Source organism: Variovorax sp. J22G73 (assembly GCF_030317035.1).
Taxonomy (GTDB): Bacteria; Pseudomonadota; Gammaproteobacteria; order Burkholderiales; family Burkholderiaceae_C; genus Variovorax.
This window is the reverse complement of the sequence record NZ_JASZYK010000001.1, coordinates 1545886-1569393: the sequence shown is the minus strand read 5'-3', so window position 1 is coordinate 1569393 and position 23508 is coordinate 1545886. Positions and strand designations below refer to the sequence as shown.

Sequence of the window (23508 nt, the reverse complement as noted above, 5' to 3'; positions counted from 1 at the left end):
CCCCATGACACGCATCTTCGATTCGCGGCCCTGGCTGGCGCCGCTGGTGTTCATTGCGCTTTTCGTGCTCGCACCGCTGGTACCGGGCGGCTACGTGCTCTACATCTTCACGCTGGTGCTGATCTACACGCTCGCGTCCTTCGGCACCAACATCCTCACCGGCTACACCAACCTGATCTCGATGGCCGGCGCGGTGTTCTTCGGCATCGGCGCCTACGGCAGCGCCATTCTCACGACGCACTTCGGCGTGCCGCTGGTGCTGTCGATGCTCATCGCGGCGGCGATCGCCACCGTGGTGGGCGTGCTGCTGGCGTTGCCGGTGCTGCGGCTGGAAGAGGTGTTCCTGGCCATCGCCACGCTGGGCTTCGTGATGATCTCGGTGGAAATCGCCAAGTCCGGCGGCGAGCTCACGGGGGGCGAGAACGGCATGGGCGCCCCCGGGCCCACGCTGTTCGGCTTTGCGCTCGACGAGCGGGCCTACCACCTGTTCGTGGCCGTGGTGCTGGGCGCGGCGCTGTGGGTGGCGCGCAACCTGTCGCAAAGCCATTTCGGCCGCGGCTTCCTCGCCCTCAAGGGCAGCGAGACGGCCTCGCGCGCGCTCGGGCTCAACGCCACCAAGCTCAAGCTCATCGCCTTCGGCGTGTGCGCTTTCTACACGGGGCTGTCGGGCGCGTTGTATGCGCCGGTGGTGCGCTTCATCGACCCGTCGCTGTTCAACATCATGGTGTCGATCAGCTTCGTGTCGATGGTGATCGTGGGCGGGCTGGGCTCGATCATGGGCTCGGTGCTGGGCGCGGTGTTCGTCATCGGCGCGCCGCAACTGCTCACCTACTTCGGCTTCGACCAGTTCCAGCGCGCGCTGTACGGCGTGGCGATGATCCTGGCGCTGATGTTCCTGCCCGACGGGCTGGCCAGCCTGCTCAAGCGCAAGAAGCTGCCCGGCGCGGACGCCGCCGCCGGCACCGAGGTGCCGCGATGAGGGCGCTGATCGACGGCGCCCCCGTCGCGACCCGGCCCCAGGCGAGCCCGGCCACGGCGCCCCTGCTGTCCCTGTCGGACGTGCGCATGAGCTTCGGCGGCATCGTCGCCGTGCAGGACGTCGGCTTCGACGTGATGCCCGGCACGGTGCACGCGCTGATCGGCCCGAACGGCGCGGGCAAGACCACGATGCTGAACTGCATCAGCCGCTTCTACACGCCGCAAAAGGGTGCGATGCGCCTGCGCACGGCCACCGGCGAGCACGACCTGCTCAGGTGCAAGGCGCACCAGATCTCGCGCCTGGGCATCGCCCGCACCTTCCAGAACCTGGAGCTCTTCTCCGAGCTCACGGTGTTCGACAACGTGCTCATCGCGCGCTCGGGCGCCATGCGCTGCACGCTGGCCGAGGCGCTGCTGCGGCTGCCGCGCCAGCGCCGCGAGGAGCGCGAGCAACGCGAGCGCACGCAGCAGATCATCGACAGCCTGGCGCTGGGCGCCCACGCCCACACGCTGGTGCGCGACCTGCCCTACGGCACGCAGAAGCTGGTGGAACTGGCACGCGCCATGGCGCTGGAGCCGGTGCTGATGCTGCTGGACGAACCCGCCGCCGGCATGAACAACCGCGAGATCGACGCGCTGGGCGACACGCTGCGCCGGCTGCAGCAGGCCACGGGCGCCACGCTGCTGCTCATCGAGCACAGCATGCCGCTGGTGATGTCGATCTCGGACACCATCACCGTCATGCACAACGGCGCCTTCCTGGCGCAGGGCTCGCCGCGCGAAATCGAACAGAACCCGGCCGTGGTCGAGGCCTATCTCGGAGGAGGCAAGAGTGGCAAACGCCGTTGAACCCCCAAAGCGCGGCGAGCCCTTGCTGCGCGTGGACAACCTGAGCGCGGCCTACGGAAAGATCCGCGCGCTGCACGGCGTGTCGCTCGAAGTGCCGGCCGCGGGCATCGTGTGCGTGCTGGGCGCCAACGGCGCGGGCAAGACCACGCTGATGCGCGCGCTCTCGGGCCTGCTGCCGGTGGCGGGGGGCACCGCCGTCTTCGACGGCCGCAGCATCGCCAACGTGCCGGCGGAGCAACTGGTGCGCCGCGGCGTGGTGCATGTGCCGCAGGGCCGCATGGTGTTCGCGCAGCTTTCGGTGAAGGAAAACCTGGTGCTCGGCGGCTACACCCGCCCGGCCGGCGAGGTGCGCGAGGACATCGACCGCGTGCTGGGCTACTTTCCGCGGCTGAAGGAGCGCATCACCTCGCGCGCCGGCACGCTGTCGGGCGGCGAGCAGCAGATGCTGGCCATTGCGCGCGGCCTGCTCGCCAAGCCCCGCCTGCTGATGCTCGACGAGCCTTCGATGGGCGTGGCGCCCATCATGAAGGACGCCATCTTCTCGACGCTGCGCGACATCCGGGACCGCGAGCGGCTCACGCTCCTGATCGTGGAGCAGGACGCAGACATTGCGCTGGACATTTCCGACGAAGGCTATGTCATCGAGACCGGCCGCGTCGTCATGCACGGGCCGGCGGCCGAGCTGGCCGGCAACGAAGACATTCGCCGCGCCTACCTGGGCGGCTGAGCCAGGCACCGATTTCCCACTCAATGACAGGAGACAGACCCATGACCATGACCCACTCCGCTCCCCGCCGCACCGCGCTCGCCACCGGCGCCGCGCTGCTCTTCGCAGCCGCCCTGCCGCCGCTGGCCTTCGCCTTCGAGAACAAGGCCGAAGGCGTGCTCGACAAGGAGATCGTGCTCGGCTCGTCGCAGCCGATGTCGGGCACGCTGGCCTACATGGGCAAGGCGGTGGACGAAGGCATTCGCACCTACTTCGACATGGTGAACGAGCAAGGCGGCGTGAACGGCCGCAAGCTCAAGCTGATCACCTACGACGACGAGCTCAAGCCCGCGAAGTCGGTGGCCAACGCCAAGCTGCTGGTGGAGCGCGACAACGTGCTGGCCATGGTGGGCAACATCGGCCACGCCACCAACATCAGCGCCTACGAGTACAGCTCCACGCGCAAGGTGCCGACCATCGGCGCCCTGAGCATCTCCGACCTGACCAGCACGCCGCCGCGCGAGCTGCTGTACGTGCTGCCCTCGCCGCAGTCGACCGAGACCGCCGCCTACATCGACTACGCGGTGGAGAAGCTCAAGGCGAAGAAGATCGCCATGCTTTACCAGAACGACGGCTGGGGCAAGCCGGCCTACGACATCGCCATGAAGCAGCTCGACAAGCACGGGCTGAAGCTGGTGGAGGCGCAGAGCTTCGAGCGCTTCGCCACCGACATCACCTCGCAGGTGTTCAAGCTCAAGCAGGCCGAGCCCGATGTCGTGATCGTCTATGCGCTAGGCCAGGAGGCGGTGCTGTTCTTCCGCGGCGCGGAAAAGCTCGGCTGGAAGCCGACCGTGTTCGGTGCCGGCGGGCTGAACGACCCCAAGTTCGTGGAGCTGCTGGGCAAGAGCCCAGCCAAGCTGTACGTGGCTTCCTACTACGACGCGGTGGAAGGCGACAACCCGGCCATCAAGGCCTTCTTCGCGCGCTACACCAAGCTGTACCCGAAGTCGGCGCCATCCTCCACCGCGCTCATGGGGTACTCGGCCGCGGCCGTGGCGGTCGAGGCGCTCAAGCGCGCCGGCAACGAACCCAGCCGCGCCAAGGTGGTGGCCGCGCTGGACGGCATGAGCGGTTTCGACCAGAAGATCGGTCCGAAGATTTCCTTCCAGCCCCTGAGCGCCGGCGGCTACGCGCGGCGCGGCCAGACCGGCGTGGCGCTGATGGAACTCAAGGAGCAGAAGTTCGTTTCGCTCGGCGGGTACATCGACCCCGTGCAGCGCTGACCCTCCCCCCTCGTCAAGGAACAATTCGCATGACTTCCACAACCTCCCTTCGCAAGACGATGCGCGCGCGCATCACCTCGGGCCCCACCTTCTGGATGGCCGGCGCACAGGACGCGCTCTCCGCGCTGCTGGTCGACCAGTCGGGCTTCGACGGCATCTTCACCACCGGCTTCGGCATCTCGGCCTCGCTGCTGGGCCAGCCCGACGTGGAGCTGTACACGCTGACGGAAAACGTCGGCGTGGTGAACCGCATCGCCAACATCGTGAAGAAGCCGATCTTTGCCGACGCAGACACCGGCTACGGCAACGTGATCAACGTCGCGCGCACCGTGCGCGAGTTCGAGAAGACGGGCGTGGCCGCCATCTCCCTGGAAGACCAGTTCAGCCCCAAGCGCTGCCCGGCCGCGGCCAGCACGATGCCGCTGGTGCCGGTGCGCGACGCGGTCGCGAAGATCCGCGCCGCGGTGGACGCCCGGCAGGACCCCGACTTCCTGATCGTGGCGCGCACCGACGCCATCGACCCGTCGGAGGCCATCGACCGCGCCTGCCAGTACGCCGAGGCCGGGGCCGACCTGATCCAGCCGATCTCGCGCACCTTCAAGGGCTTCGACGACCTGGTGAAGCTCAAGGAAGCCACGGGCCGCCGCCTGTCGCTGCAGCTGATGCAGGGCTTGTGGATGGCCAGGCTGAGCCATGCGCAGATCGAGTCGGTGGCGGCCTTCGCGACCTACCCCATCGTCGCGCTCATGAGCACGGTGCATGCGTTGCAGGCCAACCTGCAGGTGCTGTCGGAGCGCCGCACCGGCGACGTCGACGGCCTGCCGAACGGGCAGACGACGATGCCGGCGTTCAAGGAAGTCATCGGCTGGAACGCCATCGAGGAACGGCAGGCGTACTACGAGCTGGACGCGCCGGCGCTGAAGCGCGCAGCCTGAAGGCCAGGGCCAGGCCTGGAGGACGTAAGGCCCCCAAAAAGCCCAAAGGGCCGGGCGGCTGGCGCGCGAGAATCGCCAGCCTGTCCGGACCTTCGAGGGCCTATTCATGCGACTCCTCCCGCGCCTGTGCGCGACCTCACTGCTGCTGCTCACCCTGGCCTTCACCGCCCCCGCGCCGGCCAGCGCGCAGCCCGCTGCCGACGTGCAACGGCTCGCCGACGTGCCCTACGGCCCTGACGCCGCGCAGCGCATGGACGTCTACCTGCCCAAGCCCGCCCAGCACACCGCCGACACCCGCGGCGCGCCCGTGGTCGTGATGGTCCACGGCGGCGCCTGGATGTTCGGCGACAAGGAGGCCGCCAGCGTGGTGGACCTCAAGGTCGCGCACTGGGTGCGCGAGCAAGGCTTCGTGCTGGTGTCGGTGGGCTACCGCTTCGTGCCGCGGGTCGACGTGATGCAGCAGGCGCAGGACGTGGCGCGCGCCGTGGCGGCCGTGCAGGCGAACGCGGCCTCGTGGGGCGGCGACGCGGCCCGCGTGGTGCTCATGGGCCATTCGGCCGGCGCGCACCTGGTCGCGTTGCTCAGCGCATCGCCCGACATCGCGCGGCAGCAAGGCGCGCGCCCCTGGCTCGGCGCCATCGCGCTCGACAGCGCCGCACTGGACACCGCGGGGCTAATGCAGCGCCGCCACCTGAACTTCTACGACCGCGTCTTCGGCAGCGACCCCGCCTTCTGGCGCAGCGTGTCGCCCACCGACGCGCTCGCGCCCGGCGCGCCGCCGATGCTGCTGGTGTGCTCCACGCAACGTCGCGACGGTTCGTGCACGCAGGCGCAGCAGTTCGCGGCGCGCGTGACGGCCACCGGTGGCCGCGCCGAGGTGCTGCCCGAAGACCTGTCGCACGCGCAGATCAATGCCGAACTGGGCCAGCCGAGCACGTACACGGCGGCGGTGGACGCGTTCGTTCGCTCCGTGGGTGTGGCGGGCCACGTCGCCAAGCCTTGACGCCAGCAAACCCCGATCGAAGCCATGCCCAAGCAGACCGCACTCGACGCCTTGCAACCCCTGTTCGAACTCACCAACGCCGAGCGCGAAAGCGTCGGCCTCGACGCGGTGCCGCCGCATTGGGAGCGCGTGCTGTTCAAGGACACCGTGGCCTTCTTCGAAGGCGACACGCTGCGCAAGTTCTTGCGCGCCAGCGCCGGCGGCTACCTCGAAGTCGACACGGCGCTTGCCACCCGCGAGCGCGCCTGGCTGCTGCCCAAGACCGAGCGCGGCAAGGAGCGCAAGCTCACGGCGGCCGTGCTGCTGGTGGCGGAGCGCGCGAACGGTCGCTGGTTCCAGGCCTCGTTCATCGGCGAGCGGCTGACGCAGTCGAGCGTTGCGGCGCTGAACACGGCGAACATGCGCGCCATCGACTTCTGGAACGACGACGCCCTGCCCGACCACGCCGGTCTGCGCGACTACCTGCGCGCGCGCCTGCAAGGCATGCCCGAGCGGCTGCGCGAGGACATCGCGCTGATGAAATCGGCCCCGCGCCAGCAAGTGAAATACGCCGCGGGCGACGTGTTTCGCTTTCGCATCGACGACATGCGCTACGGCTTCGGCCTGCTGCTGGGCAGCCTGAAGGAGATCCGCGCGGCGGGCCTGCTGCCGGACGGGCATCCCTGGCACCACGTGATGACGGTGCCGCTGGTCGTGCGCCTGTTCGGCGGCGCCTCGAGCGAACCGGCGCCGGGCATCGACGCGCTGTCCGCCTGGCCGCTGCTGCCGGCGCAGACCATGATGGACAACCAGCTTTTCTGGGGCAACTTTCCGGTGGTCGGCCGCAAGATGCTGGTGCCTGGCGACATCGAATTTCCGTGCGGCGTCGGCAATGCGCCTGCGCAGGACCGGCAGGCCTTTTTCTACTGGGGCTTCGGCTGGCACCGGCTTGCGGATGCCGCCATCGGCGGCGGCACCGACAGCGGTCTGGGCATCGGGCAGCTCGACCGCACGCCGTTGCAGGACGCACTGGCAGGCGCGACGCCGATGCGGTCCCGCAGCCTGCGGCACCCCGATCACGCGGAGGCATTCGCAAGCGTGCTGGGCAAGATCGGCTGCGGCGATGTGCCTGACTACGCCACGTACGCGCGATGGGCCGGATGCCTGTCGCCCGAGGCGTTCATCGCGCACGTGCAGCCAGGCGTGCCGGCGGGCCGGGCCAAGGCCAAGACCAGATCGAAGGCCGCCGCCGGCGACCGAACCGGCTAGCTCGCCAGCTGGCTGGCCAGCTCGGCCAGTACCTCGCCCACCGGGCGTTCGACCTTCAGCGTCAGCAGCTCGTCGGCGCGTGTGCGCCCCAGGTTCACCGCCGCCACCGGCTTGCCCGCGGCGGCGGCGGCCTGCACGAAGCGAAAGCCCGAATACACCATCAGCGACGAGCCGGCAACGAGCACCGCGTCGGCCTCTTCCAGCGCCGCGAAGGCGGCGGTCACTCGCTCCTTGGGCACGCTCTCGCCGAAGAACACCACGTCGGGCTTGAGCAGTCCGCCGCAGTGAGTGCAGGCGGGCACGTCGAAACCGGAAAAGTCGTGGCCCTCGAGGTCGGCATCGCCGTCGGGCGCGGCGCGGGCTTCGAGCGCGGCCCAGCGCGGGTTGCGTTCGCGCAGCGCCAGTTGCAGCTCGGCGCGCGTGCTGCGCCGCTCGCAGCCCATGCAGCGCACGGTGTCGATGCGCCCGTGCAGGTCGATGGCGCCCTGGCTGCCGGCGGCTTCGTGCAGTCCGTCGACGTTCTGCGTCAGCAGCAGCCCCACGCGGCCCGCTGCCTCCAGTTGCGCCAGCGCACGATGCGCCGCACCGGGCCGGGCGCCGGCCATGGTCGGCCAGCCGATCAGGCTGCGGGCCCAGTAGCGGCGGCGCGTGCTGTCTTCGCCCATGAAGGCCTGGTAGGTGACGGGAGAAGGCCGCTTCCACTCGCCCTTGGCGTCCCGATAGTCGGGAATGCCCGATTCGGTGCTGCAGCCCGCGCCGGTGAGCACGAAGAGCTTGCGGTGGCGGGTGGCGAAATCGGCGAGCGCGGCGGTGTCGGCTGTCATGCGGGCAGCATAAGTCTGCGGCCCGATTCCTGCTAAGAGCCTCGTTCTTACCCGTCTGCGGAGAACGCCATGCACCACCTTCCCGATCAGCGGCCCACGCGCCGCGCCGCGTTGCAACTGCTGGCCGCCGGCGCCGCCGCGGCCGCCCTTCCTGCGTTCGCAGCCCCTGCGCAATGGCCCGACCACGCGATCAAGATCGTCGTGACCTTCCCGCCCGGCGGCTCCAGCGATGTGCTGGCGCGCGTGATGGCCGAGCAGCTGGCGAAAAAGCTGGGCCAGCCCGTGGTCGTCGACAACAGGCCCGGCGCGGGCGGCACCATCGGCGGCGCGCAGGTGGCCGCGTCGGCGCCCGACGGCTACACGCTGATGCTGTCGAACACCACCCCGATCGCCCTGGGCCCCTTCACGCTCGACAAGCAGCCCTACGACCCGGTGGCGGGCTTCAGCCATGTCGCCTACCTGGGCGCCGCGCCGCTGGTGCTCATGGCGAGCAAGGCCTCGGGCCTGAAGACGTATGCCGAATTCGAGGCCATGGGGCGCAAGGAAGGCCGCATCGACTTCGGCTCCGGCGGGCCGGGCTCGGTGGGCCACATCCATGGCGAGCTGCTGAAGAAGACCACCGGGCTCAACATGGTGCACGTGCCCTATCGCGGCGGCGCCCCCATGACCACCGACCTGATCGCCAACACCATTCCGGTCGGCATCGACGTGATCACCGCCTACGTGCCCTTTTTCAAGAGCGGGCAGCTGGTGCCGCTGGCGGTGACGGGCGCCGCGCGCTCACCGCTGATGCCCGACGTGCCGAGCATGGTGGAGCTGCATCAGCCGAAGCTGGTGCTGGAGAACTTCTTCGGCCTCTCCGGCCCGGCCAAATTGCCACCCGACGTGGTGGCGCAGCTCAACGCTGCGTGCAACGAGGTGCTGGTGATGCCCGAGATCCAGAAGAAGCTGACCGAGCTGGGCATCGTGGCCCAACCCGAAACGGTGGTCATGTTCAACCGCTTCGTGAAGGACCAGGTCGATGTGCTCGGGCCGACGGTGAAGGGCGCGGGCATCAAGCTCTGAGGCTGGCGGCAGCGTCCGGCAGCAGCGGCAACAGCAGCAGCAGCAGCAGCAGCATCAGCAGACGGCCGAATCAGGCCTCGGGCGCGATGGCCTCGGCGTACTCGTAGAGCGCGCCGAGAATTTCCTCGCCGCGCTCGTCGGCCGTCTCGGACAGCGCATCGACCTCGCTGAACAGCATCTCGATGGTGCGCGCCCCGCCCTCGCCCTTGAAGAGCCGCGCCACGCGCAGCGCTTCCCAGCGCTCGGTCTCGTCTTCGTTCAGCAGCTCGGGCCAGTTGCGCGCGCGGTAGCGGAACAGAATTTCGTCGAGCCGGCCGTCGTCGAAGCCGGTGCGGTCCTTGGCCAGTTCTTCGGGCGACAGCGTGCGCAGCTGGTTCAGGCGGCGACGGTCGCCGTTGCCGACGAAGCCGCCGTACAGGTCTTCGTCCACATCGGGCGCGGCCTCTTTGGGGCGGGCGTACACCTGCGACCAGATGGCGCTCATGTCGGGCAGGTCGCGCGCGATGGCGGCGTTGCGCAGGGCGGCGTCCAGGTCGATGTTCCAGCGCTCGGCCATGGCCGGCGCCAGGGTGCGCAGGTTGCCGACCACCATGGGCGACTTGTTCAGGTGAACGCCCTTCACCGGCAGCCGGGTCACGCCTTCGGGCAGGTCGGCGGTGCGGGTGAACAGGCGCAGGCGCAGCGTGTCGGCGTCGAGGTCGCGCAGTTCGCTGGGGTCGTGCGCCAGGTCCCAGGCGAGCAGCTCGTTCTTGTTGGTCGGGTGGCTGGCCAGCGGCCACATCACGGCGATGCAGCCGCGCTCGACCGGGAACATGCCCGACACGTGCAGGAAGGGCTTGGCGGTCTCGCGCATCGCGGGCAGACCGAGCTCGCTGGCCACGCGGTCTTTCTTGTGCAGGCCGAAGGCAAAGTCGAACAGCTTGGGTTGCTTGTCGCGAATGAGCCGGGCCAGCGCGATGGTGGCGCGCACGTCCGACAGCGCGTCGTGCGCCGACTCGTGCAGCAGCCCGTTGGCGCGCGCCAGGTCTTCGAGCTTGAAGCTGGGCTTGCCGTCTTCCTTCTTCGGCCACTCGATGCCGTCGGGGCGCAGCGCGTAGGTGAGCCGCACCACGTCGAGCAGGTCCCAGCGGCCGCAGTCGTTCTGCCATTCACGCGCATACGGATCGATCAGGTTGCGCCAGAACAAAAAGCGCGTGACCTCGTCGTCGAAGCGGATGGCGTTGTAGCCCACGCCGATGGTGCCGGGCTGCGAGAAAGCCTTTTCGATGTGCCCGGCGAACTCGTGCTCGGGAATGCCGCGCTCCAGGCACACCTGCGGCGTGATGCCGGTGATGAGGCAGGCCTCGGGGCTGGGCAGGTAGTCGGGCGCGGGCTTGCAATAGACCATCAGCGGCTCGCCGACTTCGTTCAGGTCGGCGTCGGTGCGGATGGCGGCGAACTGCGAAGGCCGGTCGCGGCGCGGCACGGCGCCGAAGGTTTCGTAGTCGTGCCAGAGAAAGGTGTGGTTCATTCAGAGCAAGGGTGAAGACAAACGCGCAATCGCATCGCCAAGGCGACGCCAGAAACTTTGGGGCCGGTGGGCGCGCACCGCGCCGGCACTGTGCAGGTCGGTCTCGAACTGCGCCGCCAGCGGCCGGGCCAGCTCGGGACCATAGACCACCGCGCACACCTCGAAGTTGAGGCGGAAGCTGCGGTTGTCGAAATTGGCGGTGCCGATCATCGCGCAATGGTCGTCGACCACCAAGGTCTTGGAATGCAGCATGCGCGCCTTGTACTCCCAGACTTTCACGCCGGCGGCGATGAGCTCGTCGTAGTACGAGCGCGCGGCGGCGCTGACGATGGCCGAGTCGCTGCGCCGCGGCACCAGCAGCCGCACGTCGACACCGCGCAAAGCGGCGCTGGTGAGCGCCATGAGCGCGGGCTCGCCGGGCACGAAGTACGGCGTGGTGAGCCAGGCCCGCGTGGTGGCCGAATGAATGGCCTCCACGTGCATGCGGTGGATGGCCTCGAGCGCGTTGTCGGGGCCGCTCGTCACGATCTGCACCGGGATGTCGCCCGCTTCCAGCTGCGGCAGCATGGCGCCCAGGGTGTCGTCCATGCCGCGCGGGTCTTCGCCGGTGGCGTAGGTCCAGTCTTCGAGAAAGGTGGTCTGCAGCCAGCGCACCGCGCTGCCTTCGATGCGCAGGTGCACGTCGTGGTATGCGTCGGGGTTGGTGCGCTTGTCTTCCTCGTCGGTGATGTTCACGCCGCCCGTGAAGCCCACCCGGCCGTCGCACACCACGATCTTGCGGTGGGTTCGGTAGTTGGTCACCGGGCGCAGGCGGCGGCCGATCTTGGTGTCGTGGAACAGCGCCACCTTCACGCCCGCCTCGTGCAGCGGCGCCATGAACTTGCGGCCGATGCGCTTGGAGCCCAGCGCGTCGATCAGCAGGCGCACCGTGACGCCTTGCCGCGCGCGCTCGACCAGCAGGTCGCGCAACGCGGTGCCGATCTTGTCGGGCTCGAAGATGTAGTACTCGAGGTGGATGTGGTCCTGCGCGGCGCGCACGGCCTCGAAGATGGCGTCGAAGGTGCGCGCCCCGCCCGAGAGCAGTTCGACGTCGACCGCGCTCGACACCGGCAGCCCGCAGGTCGCGGTGCCCAGCCTGGCCATCTGCTGCAGCGCCGGCGGCGCGTTCTGCGCCACGTCGCGCAGGCGTGCGACATCGGCCTGTGCGAAGGCGCTCGCGCGGCTGCGCAGCCGCTTGATGCGCTGCTTGCGCAGGCGCTGCGGCCCGAGAAAGTAATAGATGACGAAGCCCGCGAACGGCAGCAGCGCCAGCGACAGGATCCAGCTCATGGTGGACACGGGCGCGCGCTTTTGCATCACGATCCAGATCGACAGCACGGCGATGTAGCCGCTCCAGGCCAGGGAGAGGCCGGTCTTCCATTCGGGGCTGAGGACGGGGAGGATCAAGGCGGAGGAAGCGGTGAGGCGGTTGAGGCTGGCGTGGCGAAGGAGACGGAAGCGAAATCAGGCGCAGGCAGGAGCAGGCAGAAGCGGGAAGGAACAGGAGTGCGGCCCAAAGAAAAAGGCCGGCAGCGCGATGCTACCGGCCTTTGATGGCGCCTTCGAGGGGGGCGGCGGCCTCATCAGCCGCGCGCCGCCCGCCTCTTTCAGCCCGTGGCGGCTTCTTCCGCTTCGGGCTTCGACTTGCCTTCCTTCTTCGGAAGTGGCTGGATGTCGAGCAGCACCTCGTCCTTGTCGTCGAGGTCGACTTCGAGGCGGCCACCGTCGGTCAGGCGACCGAACAGCAGTTCGTCGGCCAGTGCACGACGGATCGTGTCCTGGATCAGGCGCTGCATCGGGCGCGCGCCCATCAACGGATCGAAGCCCTTCTTCGCCAGGTGCTTGCGCAGCTTGTCGCTGAACGTGACTTCCACCTTCTTCTCGCTGAGCTGGGTTTCCAGTTGCAGCAGGAACTTGTCGACCACGCGCAGGATGATGTTCTCGTCCAGCGCCTTGAAGTTGACGATGGCGTCCAGCCGGTTGCGGAATTCAGGCGAGAACAAGCGCTTGATGTCGCCCATTTCGTCGCCCGCCTGGCGCGGGTTGGTGAAGCCGATGGTCGCCTTGTTCATGGTCTCGGCACCCGCATTCGTCGTCATGATGATGATGACGTTGCGGAAGTCGGCCTTGCGTCCGTTGTTGTCCGTCAGCGTGCCGTGGTCCATGACCTGCAGCAGCACGTTGAAGATGTCCGGGTGCGCCTTCTCGATTTCGTCGAGCAGCAGCACCGAATGCGGCTTCTTCGTGACGGCTTCGGTCAGCAGGCCACCTTGGTCGAAACCGACGTAGCCCGGAGGCGCGCCGATCAGGCGGCTCACCGCGTGACGCTCCATGTACTCCGACATGTCGAAGCGGATCAGCTCGATGCCCATGATGTAGGCCAGCTGCTTCGCCGCTTCGGTCTTGCCGACGCCCGTGGGACCGGAGAACAGGAACGAGCCGATCGGCTTGTCGCCCTTGCCCAGGCCCGAACGCGCCATCTTGACCGCGGAGGCCAGCACTTCGAGTGCCTTGTCCTGGCCGAACACCACGCTCTTCAGGTCGCGCTCGATGGTTTGCAGCTTGCCGCGGTCGTCGTTGCTGACGTTGGCCGGGGGAATGCGCGCGATCTTCGCGACGATTTCCTCGACCTCGGTCTTGCTGATGGTCTTCTTGCGCTTGCTCGGCGGCAGGATGCGTTGCGCGGCACCGGCTTCGTCGATGACGTCGATGGCCTTGTCGGGCAAATGACGGTCATTGATGTACTTGGCGCTGAGCTCGGCCGCGGCCTGCAGGGCGGCCACGGCGTACTTCACGCCATGGTGTTCCTCGAAGCGCGACTTCAGGCCCTTCAGGATGTCGACGGTTTCCTGCACCGTCGGCTCGACCACGTCGACCTTCTGGAAACGACGCGACAGGGCCGCGTCCTTCTCGAAGATGCCGCGGTATTCCGTAAACGTGGTGGCACCGATGCACTTCAGCTGGCCGCTGGAGAGCGCCGGCTTCAGCAGGTTCGACGCGTCCAGGGTGCCGCCCGAGGCAGCACCCGCACCGATCAGGGTGTGGATTTCGTCGATGAACAGGATGGCGTTCGGCTTGTCCTTGAGCGACTTGAGCACGCCCTTCAGGCGCTGCTCGAAGTCGCCGCGGTACTTGGTGCCGGCCAGCAGCGCGCCCATGTCGAGCGAGTAGACCTGCGCCTCGGCCAGGATCTCGGGCACGTCGTTCTGCGTGATGCGCCAAGCGAGGCCCTCGGCAATCGCGGTCTTGCCGACGCCGGCTTCACCGACCAGCAGCGGGTTGTTCTTGCGCCGGCGGCACAGGATCTGGATCACGCGCTCGACCTCGTACTCGCGGCCGATCAGCGGATCGATCTTGCCGTCCTTGGCAAGCTGGTTGAGGTTTTGGGTGAACTGCTCGAGCGGCGATGCCTTCTCGTTGCGTTCGCCGCCGCCCTCCTCGCCTTCGCCCGAGGGAGCTTCGCCCGCGCCCTTGACGGCTTCCGGCGGATCGCTCTTCTTGATGCCGTGGGCAATGAAATTGACCACGTCGAGGCGGGTGACGCCCTGCTGGTGCAGGTAGTACACGGCGTGCGAGTCCTTCTCACCGAAGATCGCGACCAGCACGTTGGCGCCGGTGACTTCCTTCTTGCCGTTGCCGGTGGACTGCACATGCATGATGGCGCGCTGGATCACGCGCTGGAAACCCAGGGTGGGCTGGGTGTCTACATCGTCGGTACCCGCCACTTGGGGCGTGTTGTCCTTGATGAAGTTGGTGAGCGACGCCCGCAGGTCGTCGACGTTGGCTGAGCAGGCGCGCAGAACTTCCGCGGCGCTCGGGTTGTCCAGCAAAGCGAGCAGCAGGTGCTCCACGGTGATGAACTCGTGGCGCTGCTGCCGGGCCTCGACGAAGGCCATGTGCAAGCTGACTTCCAGTTCCTGGGCAATCATGTGATTTCCTTTTGCCTTGCTGTAAATAAGTTCTCAGATGGGTTGGAGCTTGCGCAATTCAACTGGTTCATGCAACCGGTTCGCTGACGCATTGCAGCGGATGCCCGGCTTGCTGGGCCGCTTCCATCACCTGGTTGACCTTGGTGGCCGCCATGTCGCGGGAATAAACCCCACAGACGCCGCGGCCATCGAGGTGGATCTTGAGCATGATCTGGGTCGCGGTTTCGCGGTCCTTGCTGAAATATTCCTGCAAAACGACGATCACGAACTCCATGGGGGTGTAGTCGTCGTTCAGCATGACCACCTGGTACATCTGGGGCGGCGCAGTTTTCTGCGGCCGGCGCTCCAGGACGACCGAATCTCCGTCGTCCCCGGCCGGTTTCTGGGCCGGTGGGGTGTTGGGAGTCTTGGGAATTCTCGTTGCCATGAAAAAGATTCTATAGAGCGTGCAAGCACCGTGCCGGCGCAGAAAGACTTGGTGGCGCGTATTCGACAAATCAAGAGCCTTGCGGCGCGTGCGACAACGGAATTGCATATAAAAAAACCGGCTGGCAGCCGGTCGTTTATATATTGCGCAGCACAGCGCCCTTGGGGGCTGGTAATTTCCTGGTGCGTGGCGGTGCGGGCGCCGGGAGATCGGGCGGCAAGGCGTCGATTTCTTCGTCGGTCAATTCCCGTTCGGGCGGTTGAGGGACGACCGCGTGCTCCGGCTCTCGTCGCGGTTCCGGATCAGGCTCGGCTTCCGGTTCATGCCGAAGTGTCGGGCTTGGCCTTGGCGAGCGAACAAGCGTGGGTGCAGGGGCCGCCGGCAGCGCCGTCCTGCCGGCGGTCACCGGCCCGGCGGGCCCTGGTGCCGGGCTGCGCCGCCCGGGCCACTCCGCCAGCAAGGCCTGCCACTCGAGCCGACGCAGCGTTTCCTGCCCCGACTGCCAATGCTGCTGTTCCTGCGCCAGTTCCTTCCACCGCTCCGTTTGCTGCCTGCCCAACAACTCGAACTCCACGCGAACCGCTTGCTGCATCCACTGGGGAACATACGACAAAGCCCGTTGCAAGTCGTGCTCGGCCTTTTGCCGGGCCAGTTCGAAGGCTTTGCGTTGCGCTTTGAAGCGCTCCTCGTAGCCGCGCATGCAGAGCCAGGCACCCAGCACGACGCCCAGCATGCCGACGACGAAGCAGATGATCGGCAATTCGTAAGCGAGGCTCGCGATCACGTCGGCTCCCCTCCCGCATCCCATTTGCGCACCAGGTCGAGCGGAATGGCGTCCGCCACCTCGGAAAACCGCCGACCGACCATCCGCTCGGCCTGCCTGAGGAGGATCGCGACAGGGCTGCTGGGCTCATGGGTTTCGAACCATTCGCGCGCTGCACGGATGTCGTCGCGGACGCCGTCGCGCGAGCGCGTGGAAGAACTGGAAGCCCGCTGTGCCGGCTCGACGGGTTCAAAGCGTTCCCGGGGTTCGGCATCCTCCAGCAATTCGGACTGTTCAAACAGCTTTAGCACCGCCAGCAATGTCTGGAGGCAAGGCGCGTCGTCGCCCAGATGACGCACGCACCACGCGTCGATCTCTCGCAGCGACTTCAACGCTGCCGCAAGCGCTGTCAGCGGCAGCTCGGCGTTGCCCGCGGCCGACCGATGCAATCCGTCCAGTTGCAGTGCCACCGATTCGGGGCTGGAAGCACCAGCCGGCCGGGGCACGGCGTGGGCGCGCTCGACTTCCCTCACCGTCAGGTGCCGGGCGGCATTCGTCGCCACCACGATCTCGCGCACATCACCCAGCAGTCCCTCGGGGTCGGCCAGCGCGGCCAGCGCATTGGCCCGTACCGCGGGATCGCGCTCGCCCTCGACAACCAGCTGCGGGTGGATCGCATCGGGCCAGGCTTGCAGCGCCTGCGCCAGCCCGGCAAGGCACCGGGCAAGCCCCGTCGCCTGGGCGAGCCGTGTGCGGGCGCGGCACAGCCAGACGAGCACGTTGATGTCCCGGGTCCTCGTCAGCAGGCGCCGGCAGTCGCGTTCGATGTCGGTCCAGTTCGGCGCATCCGCCAAGCCGACGAATTCACCGTACTGCGCGTCGGCGCGCGGCGCCATGCGTGCGAGCAGAACCGCGTATTCGGCGTCGTATTCGAGGCTCGGGCCGCACGGCTGCGCAGCATCGAAGGGAGAAAGATCGAACCGGGAATCGGCAGTAGTGATGGCGGGAGCGCTCATGGGTAGGCAAAGAATCCGGATCAGATTGCGGGATGCGGCTGCTCGCCGGAGAAGGAAGCCCGTACGTATTGCTCGGGCTCGAAAACCATGCCGACACTGCAATCGGCGGCCGGCGCGCTGCCTTCGGCACCACCCAGCCAGGTCGACCACCCGAGCTTTTCGCCGTCCTCGAGCCGCGCCGGCGGCGTGCTGTCGTTTCGCACGCGCAGCTCGACCTCCCAGACGAACTCATAGCCGACGAAGGCACGCACCCATTCGACGAGCGCGGGCAGGTCGCGACCTTGGGGCGTAAAGCGCAGGTACTGGCCCAGGTCGAGCGGCCCGAGCACCAGCCGGAACTTGTTCTGCCGGTCGGCCACCACCTCCCCCGCGATCGCCCCCACGCCCATGACGCTCGAAGCACGCGCTTGGCCCAGATGGCTGCGGTCGTCGTCGTCGATGCGAATCCAGTGCAGCACGAACTCCTGCAGTTGCACCGGCACCGCGAAGAATCGGGCCAGCGTGGCGGCGAGCCCGTCCGGGTTGCGCGCCTCCCGCACCAGGTGCGTCGACGCCGCGAGCCGGGCATGGGCTGGGAGCACAGAGTCGCGAATCTCCAGCGGATCGTGTCCCGTCAGGCGCGCGACATAGCAACTGAACACCTCGTCATCGGCCCGGTCGAGCCCCGCCGCAGCCTGGCTTTGCGCCCATGCCCGGTACATGTGCGTGAGGTAGCGGTGGTGGAACAGGTCGAGAAAGTCCGCCAGCGTCGTGTCGCTGTGGTTCTCACTGCGGTCGCGCACGATTTCCGTGTAGTGAAGCGGCAGCGGACCGTTCGGTCCCAGCATGCCCAGGCCGTACACGCGCACCATCGGAAGCAGCGGGTTGTTTCCTGATCGCCGACTGGCGCTGCCGGGGGGCCGGTCGTCTGCCTCGCCGGGCAGCACGGCCTCGGCAATCTCGCGAGGCGCGAAGATCAAGGCAGCCGCCTGCCCCAGCCTGAACGGCTCCTGCTGCGGGCGGCTCGCCAGCCCGATGGGAGGATGTTGGGCGTTCGACGCGCCGAATCGCCGCAACAAGGAAAAAAAGCCAAACCGCCACGGCGCCTGACGCAACCGAGCCAACATCGGTGAAAGAACGTGCGTGGCGTCGGAACTCACGCTGCGCCTTCGCTATCGGAGGTTTTCGTTTCGCCGGAGCGGACGCGCGGCGGACCGATACGCACATGGCTGCCCGACGCTGCTCGCGCCGATGTCGGCTTGCCCTGTGACGACTTCGCGAAGCGCGGCGAAGCGGTTGTCCACGATCTGCTTTTCGAGCCGCTCTTCGGCACGAATGCCAAGACCCCCGCCGATGGCGCTGGTCTGCTTGTTGAGCTCGTCCGTGGCCTTGTCGAGAAAGCCCTTCTCCTCCTGCGCCCGAACAGCCAATGGCCGCGACAGTGTGGTCTCCCGGGCGGCCGCGCGCACCAGCCGCGCCAACGGCGAATCGGGCGCGGCAAACTGCCGCAGCACGTTCAGATCGAAGCCCAGGCTGGTACCGGTGGTGTCGCTACCGCTCACGGTGCGCACCGACTCGAGGAAAGCCTCCCAATGGCGGGCGTACTCGGTGAGGTACTGGCGGCGGACATCTTCCAGCAAGAGATCGTTCTGCTGCTTGCGCGTCGGGTCGTCCACCAAGGCTTCGTTGGGCAGCGACACCGACTGTGCGGGACGCTCGCCGGAGAAAAGGGCCGTCACATGGCCGACCATCGACGCGCGCCCGCCGAATGCTGCGGCGCTGTCGGCCGCCTCCCAGTCCTTGAGCACCCAGTTGCGAACGTCTCGCGCGCCACCACTCATGTACCGATCCCGGTCGTGCAACAGCTTGTAGACCCGCAGCGCTTCATAAGCCGTCTTGGCGTCGCCGTCTTTCACGCTCTGCGTCAACACCGCCTCCATGCGCTTCAGGATCGAGGGCATCAGCATGTGGTCCTGCAACTGGGCGTAGGTTTCATGCGTCGCCTCGAGCACCGGCGGCACCGTGTACAGGCCGTACAGAAAGCCACCCGGCGGATGCGCGATGTCGAGGCCTGGGTAGCCCGGCAGCTCGCTGGCGCCGTTGAGCACATCGGGAACGCCCATCGGCTTGAAGCTGGCGAACAGCGCGCGAACCTGACCGGACAGCAAGTCGACGCGTTGGCCCACCGTGCTCAGGTATTGCTTGTTGTTGCCGAAGCTCAGCGCGAGCGCACTGGCCAACCACAGAAAAATCACGATGCAAAGCGCGTGCCCCGTGAAGCGCAACAGGCGAAACCGGAACTCCCAGCGCAGGTTCGGCCTCACGAGATGAGCCTCGGGAATGATCACCTTGGTCAGCACGTCCTGGAGAAAGTAGCTCTGCCCGCCGCGCGCAGGCGTCGCGCCATCGGCTCGCGACGACGAAATACCCAAGCCGCGTTGAAGCCGCTGGAACACGGTGCCCGGCACGGCCGGCAGGTCCGATTCGGCCTGCGAGCCGCTGGTGAAATAAACACCTCGCAGCATGTCCTGCACCTGCGTGCGGTCGAAGCGCGAGGCCAGGAAAATTTCGTCGAGCATGAGCACCAGCGGCTCGGCCAGGCCGGCGAGTTCTTGCGGTAAGGCGAACAATCGCTTGCGGCGGTCGACGTCGAATTCCTCGTTCAGCCGCGAATGCAACCCGGCGGCCAGTCGGTCGTTGAGCAACGCCAGTTCGGTTTCGACCTGGGCTCTCAAGCCCTCCCGACCCTGCGCTGCAGAACGCTGTCCCTTCATGCCTTGAAAGGCCTCGATGGTCAGCCGCGTGCCGGCCACCAGCAGGTCTCCGGCGCCAACGCAGTTGCGGAACACCACCTCGCCAGTGCAGCCGATTCCCTCGTAGCCGGCCGGCGTAGCGTCACCGCCGGCAAAGGTGCAACCCTCGAACGCCACGCCGGTGCTTCCGTCGCGACCGCCGAAGATCGAGCGGCCCGTCGATCTGCATTGGCTGAAACGCACATTCGCCATCACGCCGAAGTCGTGCCTCGGCGCCAGGAACCTGCAGTCGATGAACGTGCAGTCGGTCATCGAGCTCAGCTTGATGTTTCCGTCACCCGCGAAGTCGCATCCGGTGAACGTGAGGTTCCGCCAGGCAACGCCGACGAAGGCCCCGGGGGCGATGTCCGCGCCGGCAATCGTCATGGCAGCGGCGCTGCCGTCGAGCAGACGGATGTATTCCTTCTGCAGGCTGGTGATGGGGGTCGTCATTGGCGTCTTTGCTCCGTCATTTCTCTCGCACGCCCCAGAGCTCCAGCCGCAGTCCCGGGAACTCTTCCGCGACATGCAATGCCAGGCCACCGTGCTTGACCATGTGCTCCCAGAGCGGGCCCCGCGGGTCGATCTGGAAGTAGACAAAGCCCGCGTTGAAAGGAATCTGGCGCGGCGGCACAGGGAGCGTCTGCAGCGGAATCCCCGGCAGGTGCGAGCGGATGAGCTCGGCGAGCCGGTCGCTCGGACCGACCTTGCAGCGGTCAGGAAACTGGCTTGCAAGTTGCTCGGGAGGCGTGTGTGCCGCCACTGCGAAAACCAGGCTCGAGAAGCTCTGAAGCTCGGACGGTTCGACACTGGCAACACGCACGCCATTCGCACGGTTGGCCAGAGGAATGCTTTGAGCGCTGCGCACCAGCACGTCGTTCAGCATGGCCTGCACGTCGCCGATCAGCTCCCGGAAAGACAGGTACGGGTCCGCATGCTGGTAGGCCGGATGCGCAGCGGGCCGTCGCGTGCTCGGTCGCACGAAGGTGGCAAGTTCCGCACTCAGCGTCCGCAGTGCCGTGTAGACCGCTTCCGGAGAAGTCTCCCGAACGCGTAGCCAGTGCTCGAACAAGGATTCGTATCGATTGAGTATCTGCAGCAGCAGGAAGTCGGACACCTCCGCCGATTCACTCGACTTGCCATCGTTGCCGCTGAGCCGGGCCGCCAGCGACTGGGCGCGCAGCCGGCACAGGCCGTGCAGGTTGGTGACCCAGTCCGTCAACAACGGGCTTGCTCCGTAGCCTGCGACCGGAGGAATCAGGTGCGGATCGATGGCGACGCTGCCGTCGGAGCGAAGCACCGTGATCCTGGCGAGCGGAAGGCCGATCCAGGCGTCGGTGAGTTCCCGCTGCGGCAACAGCCGCAGGCGCAGCCTGGAAAGCTGCACCGTCTTCGGTCCTTGCCCGAGCGAGTTCGCATCGCGCAGTTCGGTGTCGAACACCGAAAAGCGTGCGAGCGACGCCGTCGCATCGTCGAAGGAGGTCTCCTCGCCACTGCGGACAGTGAGCTTCGCTTCCTGCACGTGCTTGCCGGTGAGGCAGTACTTCATGAGGTTGGGGCTTGACCGGTCCACGTAGTGGTCGAACTCCAGGTCTTCCACCGTGGCCTTGCCGGCGCCGCCGCCCGAGCCGGCATGCATGGTTGATTCCTGGAAGGCCTTCCAGTTAAAGGCCAGGACCTCGATCTCGTTCTTGTGGTCGCTGTCCTGCGACTCACCCTCGATGCCGTTGATCTTCAGAAAAATGTCTTGTGCCATGAAAACTCCCTGAACTTTGTTGTGATGTGACAGATGCTCGAGCGCTCTGGTCGGCGCACTGAGCGGTTGGGTCGGAGGCATCTGCGTGCCTCTTCCTCGAATGACGTGCGGTGCCTGAGATCAGCTCAGGCCGCTTCCTTGAGCGACGGCAGCTTGGCGACGAGTCGCAGCGAGACGGTGAGGCCTTCGAGCTGGAAGTGAGGCCGCAGGAAGAACTTGGCGCTGTAGTAGCCCGGGTTGCCCTCGATGTCCTCCACCACGACCTCGGCGGCGGCGAGCGGCCTCCGCGCCTTGGTTTCCTGCGAGGAATTGGCGGGGTCGGCATCGACGTAATGCATGATCCATTCGTTGAGCCAGCGCTGCATGTCCTCGCGCTCCTTGAACGAACCGATCTTGTCGCGCACGATGCACTTCAGGTACCCACGCGCGCTCCACGGCGGCTTCGATGTGATGCGAGAAGTCACTCAGCGAGGTCGCCCCCGAAGGCAGCGTCATCAGTGAAGACGCCAGGTCTTTCTCGACCGTTTGCGAATCGACCTTGTAGTGGCGGCACATCCGATGCAGATCGCTGTCGTTGAGCTGCCAGAGTTGGTGGATCCAATGCGTCAGTTCAACGTAGGGATTGCCTCGCAGCCTCGCGAACGCCGTCGCGGATTCGATGCCGCGAAACAAGGTGAGGTTGAGCTTGCCGAACAAGGCTCGGCGCGCGATCGTCATGGGGCGATTCCCGACACGGCGACCCGGGTCGGCATGCCGGTCGAACGCCGCACCGACGAACCTGCGTTTTCGCTTTTCTTGTCCACTCCGCGCTCCCTATGCTTTCTGGAATGAGCGCGATTCTGGTGGTCTTCCGGTGGTGCAAACCATGCACAATTTCAAGCAATAGTGTCCTCAGGCCGGGAGCAAATCGATCTGTGACGTTTGCCCATTTCCGCCCCTTCCGACCTATCACTAAAGTACTGTTTCAATGCAAAACGAGACAGTCGAGCAGCAAAAGAAAAAGCCCCTGAATTTCCTTTCGGGAATTCAGGGGCTCGGCGGACACCCGAAGGTGTCGGCAAATGCAGGGGCAATTACATGTGGTCGATCATGACCTGGCCAAAGCCGGAGCAGCTCACTTGCGTCGCGCCTTCCATCAGGCGTGCGAAGTCGTAGGTGACCTTCTTGCTGGCAATCGACTTCTCCATCGCACTGATGATGAGGTCCGCGGCTTCCTTCCAGCCCATGTGGCGCAGCATCATTTCTGCGGAGAGGATTTCGGAACCAGGGTTCACGTAGTCCTTGCCGGCGTACTTGGGGGCTGTGCCATGCGTGGCTTCGAACATGGCGACGGTGTCGCTGATGTTGGCGCCGGGCGCGATGCCGATGCCGCCGACCTGCGCGGCCAGTGCGTCGGATACGTAGTCGCCATTCAGGTTGAGCGTGGCGATCACGCTGTACTCGGCCGGGCGCAGCAAGATCTGCTGCAGGAACGCGTCGGCGATGCTGTCCTTGACGGTAATGTCCTTGCCGGTGCGCGGATTCTTGAACTTCATCCAGGGGCCGCCGTCGATCAGCTCGGCGCCGAACTCCTTGGCTGCCAGGTTGTAGCCCCAGTCACGGAAGCCACCTTCGGTGAACTTCATGATGTTGCCCTTGTGCACCAGGGTCACGCTCGGCTTGTCGTTGTCGATGGCGTATTGCAGCGCCTTGCGCACGAGGCGCTCCGTGCCTTCGATGGAAACGGGTTTGACGCCGATGCCCGACGTGTTGGGGAAACGGATCTTCTTGACGCCCATTTCGTCCTGCAAGAACTTGATGAGCTTCTTGGCCTTCTCGCTCTCGGCCTCGAACTCGATGCCGGCGTAGATGTCTTCCGAGTTCTCGCGGAAGATGACCATGTTGGTCTTGTGCGGCTCGCGCACCGGGCTGGGCACGCCCTTGAAGTACTGGATGGGGCGCAGGCACACGTACAGGTCGAGTTCCTGGCGCAGCGCGACGTTCAGCGAGCGGATGCCACCGCCCACGGGCGTGGTCAGCGGGCCCTTGATGGAGATGACGTAGTCGCGCACGGCGTGCAGGGTTTCCTCCGGCAGCCAGACGTCGGGGCCGTAGACCTTGGTCGACTTTTCGCCGGCGTAGACCTCCATCCAGTGGATCTTCTTCTTGCCGCCGTAGGCCTTGGCCACGGCCGCGTCGACCACTTTCAGCATGACGGGGGTGATGTCCAGGCCGGTGCCATCGCCTTCGATGAAGGGAATGATCGGTTCGTCAGGCACATTGAGCGAGTTGTCTGCGTTGACCGTGATCTTCTGACCCTCGGTCGGGACTTTGATGTGCTGATAGCTGGACATGTGGGGGATTGACTCCGGGATTGACTTAATTTTGACAACTGTCAGCGAATTCAGACACGGGGTGGATTCGCTG

20 protein-coding genes and 1 pseudogene are annotated in these 23508 nt (G+C 66.6%); 9 read left to right on the top strand and 12 right to left on the bottom strand.

Going from position 1 to position 23508, the window contains the following annotated elements:
• The first annotated feature begins 4 nt into the window (after positions 1-4).
• From QTI51_RS07400 to QTI51_RS07370, 7 genes are all read left to right on the top strand, one after another.
• Positions 5-979: a branched-chain amino acid ABC transporter permease gene (locus QTI51_RS07400; RefSeq protein ID WP_116908980.1), complete on the top strand. Its 975-nt coding sequence runs from the start codon at positions 5-7 to the stop codon at positions 977-979.
• Positions 976-1827 (top strand): ABC transporter ATP-binding protein, encoded by an 852-nt coding sequence (locus QTI51_RS07395; RefSeq protein ID WP_116908979.1) that lies wholly within the window; start codon positions 976-978, stop codon positions 1825-1827. Before QTI51_RS07400 ends, QTI51_RS07395 begins: the two co-directional genes overlap by 4 nt.
• Positions 1811-2554 (top strand): ABC transporter ATP-binding protein, encoded by a 744-nt coding sequence (locus tag QTI51_RS07390; RefSeq protein ID WP_286512169.1) that lies wholly within the window; start codon positions 1811-1813, stop codon positions 2552-2554. The genes QTI51_RS07395 and QTI51_RS07390 overlap by 17 nt, the downstream gene beginning before the upstream one ends.
• 41 nt (positions 2555-2595) lie before the next feature.
• On the top strand, positions 2596-3816 hold the full coding sequence (locus QTI51_RS07385; RefSeq protein ID WP_286512173.1) for an ABC transporter substrate-binding protein: 1221 nt from the start codon (positions 2596-2598) through the stop codon (positions 3814-3816).
• Positions 3817-3845: 29 nt separating this feature from the next.
• Entirely contained in the window at positions 3846-4751 is a 906-nt protein-coding gene (locus tag QTI51_RS07380) for an isocitrate lyase/PEP mutase family protein (RefSeq protein WP_116908977.1), read from the top strand.
• Between the two features lie 106 nt (positions 4752-4857).
• Positions 4858-5754, top strand: coding sequence for an alpha/beta hydrolase (locus tag QTI51_RS07375; protein WP_116908976.1), 897 nt, complete (start codon positions 4858-4860; stop codon positions 5752-5754).
• A 24-nt stretch (positions 5755-5778) separates the two neighbouring features.
• On the top strand, positions 5779-7002 hold the full coding sequence (locus QTI51_RS07370; protein WP_116908975.1) for an immunity 26/phosphotriesterase HocA family protein: 1224 nt from the start codon (positions 5779-5781) through the stop codon (positions 7000-7002).
• On the opposite strand, the gene QTI51_RS07365 is transcribed toward QTI51_RS07370, so the two are convergent.
• Positions 6999-7826: an NAD-dependent protein deacetylase gene (locus QTI51_RS07365; protein WP_116908974.1), complete on the bottom strand. Its 828-nt coding sequence runs from the start codon at positions 7824-7826 to the stop codon at positions 6999-7001. The two genes, QTI51_RS07370 and QTI51_RS07365, sit on opposite strands and share 4 nt — an antisense overlap.
• Positions 7827-7895: 69 nt before the next feature.
• On the opposite strand from QTI51_RS07365, the gene QTI51_RS07360 reads away from it, so the two are divergent.
• A complete protein-coding gene (locus QTI51_RS07360; protein ID WP_116908973.1) occupies positions 7896-8891 on the top strand; it encodes a Bug family tripartite tricarboxylate transporter substrate binding protein in 996 nt (331 codons plus the stop codon).
• A gap of 70 nt (positions 8892-8961) precedes the next feature.
• Here the strand turns inward: QTI51_RS07360 and sbcB are convergent, their stop codons facing one another.
• The 10 genes and pseudogenes from sbcB to QTI51_RS07310 form a co-directional block, all read right to left on the bottom strand.
• Positions 8962-10401, bottom strand: a complete 1440-nt coding sequence (gene sbcB / locus QTI51_RS07355) for an exodeoxyribonuclease I (protein WP_116908972.1) — start codon at positions 10399-10401, stop codon at positions 8962-8964.
• Entirely contained in the window at positions 10402-11847 is a 1446-nt protein-coding gene (gene cls, locus QTI51_RS07350) for a cardiolipin synthase (protein ID WP_116908971.1), read from the bottom strand. It abuts the gene before it with no gap.
• A gap of 200 nt (positions 11848-12047) precedes the next feature.
• Positions 12048-14369 carry an ATP-dependent Clp protease ATP-binding subunit ClpA gene (clpA, locus tag QTI51_RS07345; RefSeq protein ID WP_116908970.1) on the bottom strand — a complete coding sequence of 774 codons (2322 nt, stop codon included), beginning with the start codon at positions 14367-14369 and terminating at the stop codon, positions 12048-12050.
• A 67-nt stretch (positions 14370-14436) separates the two neighbouring features.
• The gene (clpS, locus tag QTI51_RS07340; RefSeq protein ID WP_070060554.1) at positions 14437-14796 is read right to left on the bottom strand and encodes an ATP-dependent Clp protease adapter ClpS; all 360 of its coding nucleotides are present in this window, start codon (positions 14794-14796) and stop codon (positions 14437-14439) included.
• A gap of 136 nt (positions 14797-14932) precedes the next feature.
• Entirely contained in the window at positions 14933-15580 is a 648-nt protein-coding gene (locus QTI51_RS07335) for a hypothetical protein (RefSeq protein WP_132749030.1), read from the bottom strand.
• The gene (locus QTI51_RS07330) at positions 15577-16575 is read right to left on the bottom strand and encodes a type VI secretion system protein TssA (RefSeq protein WP_116908968.1); all 999 of its coding nucleotides are present in this window, start codon (positions 16573-16575) and stop codon (positions 15577-15579) included. Before QTI51_RS07330 ends, QTI51_RS07335 begins: the two co-directional genes overlap by 4 nt.
• 20 nt (positions 16576-16595) lie before the next feature.
• Positions 16596-17681, bottom strand: coding sequence for a type VI secretion system baseplate subunit TssG (gene tssG / locus QTI51_RS07325; RefSeq protein ID WP_286513683.1), 1086 nt, complete (start codon positions 17679-17681; stop codon positions 16596-16598).
• 45 nt (positions 17682-17726) lie between these two features.
• Positions 17727-19799, bottom strand: coding sequence for an ImcF-related family protein (locus QTI51_RS07320; RefSeq protein ID WP_286512187.1), 2073 nt, complete (start codon positions 19797-19799; stop codon positions 17727-17729).
• A gap of 16 nt (positions 19800-19815) precedes the next feature.
• Complete coding sequence (gene tssK, locus QTI51_RS07315; RefSeq protein WP_286512189.1) at positions 19816-21102, bottom strand: type VI secretion system baseplate subunit TssK; 1287 nt, start codon at positions 21100-21102, stop codon at positions 19816-19818.
• A gap of 125 nt (positions 21103-21227) precedes the next feature.
• A pseudogene (locus QTI51_RS07310) lies at positions 21228-21521 on the bottom strand (type VI secretion system contractile sheath large subunit); the annotation flags it as partial.
• A gap of 139 nt (positions 21522-21660) precedes the next feature.
• On the opposite strand from QTI51_RS07310, the gene QTI51_RS07300 reads away from it, so the two are divergent.
• Positions 21661-21933 (top strand): hypothetical protein, encoded by a 273-nt coding sequence (locus QTI51_RS07300; protein ID WP_286512191.1) that lies wholly within the window; start codon positions 21661-21663, stop codon positions 21931-21933.
• A gap of 242 nt (positions 21934-22175) precedes the next feature.
• Here QTI51_RS07300 and icd read toward each other — a convergent pair whose 3' ends face one another.
• Positions 22176-23435, bottom strand: coding sequence for an NADP-dependent isocitrate dehydrogenase (gene icd / locus QTI51_RS07295; RefSeq protein ID WP_116908955.1), 1260 nt, complete (start codon positions 23433-23435; stop codon positions 22176-22178).
• Between the last annotated feature and the right edge of the window lie 73 nt (positions 23436-23508).

Bases quoted from the DNA above. Each gene is read 5' to 3' on its own strand.
- QTI51_RS07400 (WP_116908980.1), top strand. From the start codon at position 5: ATGACACGCATCTTCGATTCGCGGCCCTGGCTGGCGCCGCTGGTGTTC.
- QTI51_RS07395 (WP_116908979.1), top strand. From the start codon at position 976: ATGAGGGCGCTGATCGACGGCGCCCCCGTCGCGACCCGGCCCCAGGCG.
- QTI51_RS07385 (WP_286512173.1), top strand. From the start codon at position 2,596: ATGACCATGACCCACTCCGCTCCCCGCCGCACCGCGCTCGCCACCGGC.
- QTI51_RS07380 (WP_116908977.1), top strand. From the start codon at position 3,846: ATGACTTCCACAACCTCCCTTCGCAAGACGATGCGCGCGCGCATCACC.
- QTI51_RS07375 (WP_116908976.1), top strand. From the start codon at position 4,858: ATGCGACTCCTCCCGCGCCTGTGCGCGACCTCACTGCTGCTGCTCACC.
- QTI51_RS07370 (WP_116908975.1), top strand. From the start codon at position 5,779: ATGCCCAAGCAGACCGCACTCGACGCCTTGCAACCCCTGTTCGAACTC.
- QTI51_RS07365 (WP_116908974.1), bottom strand. From the start codon at position 7,826: ATGACAGCCGACACCGCCGCGCTCGCCGATTTCGCCACCCGCCACCGC.
- QTI51_RS07360 (WP_116908973.1), top strand. From the start codon at position 7,896: ATGCACCACCTTCCCGATCAGCGGCCCACGCGCCGCGCCGCGTTGCAA.
- sbcB (WP_116908972.1), bottom strand. From the start codon at position 10,401: ATGAACCACACCTTTCTCTGGCACGACTACGAAACCTTCGGCGCCGTG.
- clpA (WP_116908970.1), bottom strand. From the start codon at position 14,369: ATGATTGCCCAGGAACTGGAAGTCAGCTTGCACATGGCCTTCGTCGAG.
- clpS (WP_070060554.1), bottom strand. From the start codon at position 14,796: ATGGCAACGAGAATTCCCAAGACTCCCAACACCCCACCGGCCCAGAAA.
- QTI51_RS07330 (WP_116908968.1), bottom strand. From the start codon at position 16,575: ATGAGCGCTCCCGCCATCACTACTGCCGATTCCCGGTTCGATCTTTCT.
- tssG (WP_286513683.1), bottom strand. From the start codon at position 17,681: ATGTTGGCTCGGTTGCGTCAGGCGCCGTGGCGGTTTGGCTTTTTTTCC.
- QTI51_RS07320 (WP_286512187.1), bottom strand. From the start codon at position 19,799: ATGACGACCCCCATCACCAGCCTGCAGAAGGAATACATCCGTCTGCTC.
- tssK (WP_286512189.1), bottom strand. From the start codon at position 21,102: ATGGCACAAGACATTTTTCTGAAGATCAACGGCATCGAGGGTGAGTCG.
- QTI51_RS07300 (WP_286512191.1), top strand. From the start codon at position 21,661: ATGCAGATCGCTGTCGTTGAGCTGCCAGAGTTGGTGGATCCAATGCGT.
- icd (WP_116908955.1), bottom strand. From the start codon at position 23,435: ATGTCCAGCTATCAGCACATCAAAGTCCCGACCGAGGGTCAGAAGATC.